At 44.5% G+C, this 2,009-nt stretch carries 2 protein-coding genes and 1 pseudogene; all 3 read left to right on the forward strand.

What is annotated here, in order from left to right:
- A partial coding sequence (locus tag A372_RS0100530; protein ID WP_019418911.1) for an IS256 family transposase occupies positions 1-1,040 on the forward strand: 1,040 nt, incomplete at its 5' end.
- A gap of 115 nt (positions 1,041-1,155) precedes the next feature.
- Positions 1,156-1,461 (forward strand): hypothetical protein, encoded by a 306-nt coding sequence (locus tag A372_RS32750; protein WP_019418912.1) that lies wholly within the window; start codon positions 1,156-1,158, stop codon positions 1,459-1,461.
- Between the two features lie 295 nt (positions 1,462-1,756).
- A pseudogene (locus A372_RS39385) lies at positions 1,757-2,009 on the forward strand (RHS repeat-associated core domain-containing protein); the annotation flags it as partial.

The following is a 2,009-nucleotide window of genomic DNA, read 5'->3' on the forward strand; positions in this document are numbered from 1 at the left end:
CAAACAGCCGAAACGGAAAAAGCAAGAAAACGGTAGTCAGCGAGTACGGCGAACAGGAAATCATGGTTCCGCGTGATCGTTTGGGTGAGTTTGAGCCGCTGGTCGTGAAGAAGCATCAGTCGAATGTGACAGGCATTGAGGATCAAATCGTTGCGCTATATGCCAAAGGCGTTAGCACTCGGGATATTCAAGATCATCTTCAGCACCTGTACGGCCTTGAGGTTTCTCCAACTCTCATTTCCAATGTTACGAATAAGATCGTTCCACTCATCAAAGAGTGGCAGAATCGACCACTGCAAGGTGTCTACGCCGTTGTCTTTCTAGATGCTATCCACTTTAAAGTCAAGCAGGACGGAGCCATTGTGAACAAAGCAGCCTACATGGTCATAGGGATCGATCTGGACGGAAATAAGGATGTGCTGGGCATGTGGATCGGCGAGAATGAGTCCGCTAAGCTCTGGCTCAGCGTCTTAAATGAGCTGAAAAACCGAGGCGTCCAGGACATTCTCATTACCTGTGTGGACAACCTGAACGGTTTCTCCCAAGCCATCGCCGCTTGCTACCCGCAGACGGAGAATCAGAAGTGTATTATTCACCAGATTCGCAACCCAACCCGTTACGTCTCCTACAAAGATTTGAAAAAGGTAACGGCTGACCTGAAGCCGATCTACAAGGCTGCAACCGAGGAAGCCGCACTTGTCGAACTCGATCGGTTCGAAGAAATCTGGGGAACGAAATACCCCCTCATTATCCAGTCATGGCGTAAGAATTGGGATGAACTAGCAACCTTTTTCAAGTATCCCCCGGAGATCCGTAAGCTCATCTACACCACCAACATCATCGAGAGTTATCACCGTCAGCTTCGCAAAGTAACGAAGGGAAAGAGTATTTTTCCAAGCGACGAAGCGCTGCTTAAGATGCTCTATCTGGCCACTATGGACGTAGTCCGTAAATGGACAGGCCGTGTTCAAAATTGGGGACAAATGCTTCTTCAGTTGTCCGTTTTCTTTCCGGACCGCGTTGGCCAGCACTTACGCTAAACAGGGGTTTACACAAAAATCTTGACAGACCCACGGAGAGAGATACCATACCATTTATCCATTCATGACACAAACCTCCGGGATTTGGTATTCTCTTATTAAAGAGGACGAAGGGGTGGTATATGCCTCTTTTTGCGACTCTGATTTTAAACACATCCAAGATGATACTGCACTTCCGTATTGGATAAATGATGAAGACATTAAATATCATTTAACACCACTTATAATCAAAAAAGATTTTGAAGAAGATGTTAAAAAAATAATCTCATATCTTATTGAACAGTCCCCAATAAAAACTGTAATGCTTTTGGCAAGGTATCAGAGTGAAGACAGAGAAATAATATGTGGTGTTATGTCGCCGGACGAATTTTGGACTCTATTAGAAGAGGGAAAGGTTTTGTTTAATACCTGCTTTGTTTAATACCTGCTATATAATTCGTCAAGATTAATGCGATTGCCGAAATGACCTTGAGGGCGGTAATCCTCAAGGTCATCTTTTTACCCCCACCCAGTGCCGAATGAATCGGGCGGTTATGTCCAAACGAACTTAATCATCATCAGCCCACTATGATATTCCCCTAATTTGTTCGCACGTAAAAAGTGTTGAATAATACACCCTTTATAAAACATACCAGTCGCCTACGATGATGACACTTAATAAAATCACGATCATGGATCCGAACGGACATCAAATCGAAAAGTGGTTCGATCCGTAAGGAGATGTTCTGAACCGTTATACGTAAGATATCTGGGGCAATCCATTAACCCAGGAGGAGCAAGTACCGAATATCGGGAGAGTACTGGGACACAGATACGAATCTACAGTATTTGCTCGCAAGATGGTATGATCCGAGTATAGGGCGGTTTATTAATAAGGATACGTATGAAGGGGATCTAGGGAATCCCCTTAGTTTGAATTTGTATACGTATGTGGCCAACAAGCCGTCGAAGTTTATTGACCCTAGCGGG

Source organism: Paenibacillus sp. OSY-SE (assembly GCF_000283315.1).
In the GTDB taxonomy this organism is placed as follows: domain Bacteria; phylum Bacillota; class Bacilli; order Paenibacillales; family Paenibacillaceae; genus Paenibacillus_B; species Paenibacillus_B profundus.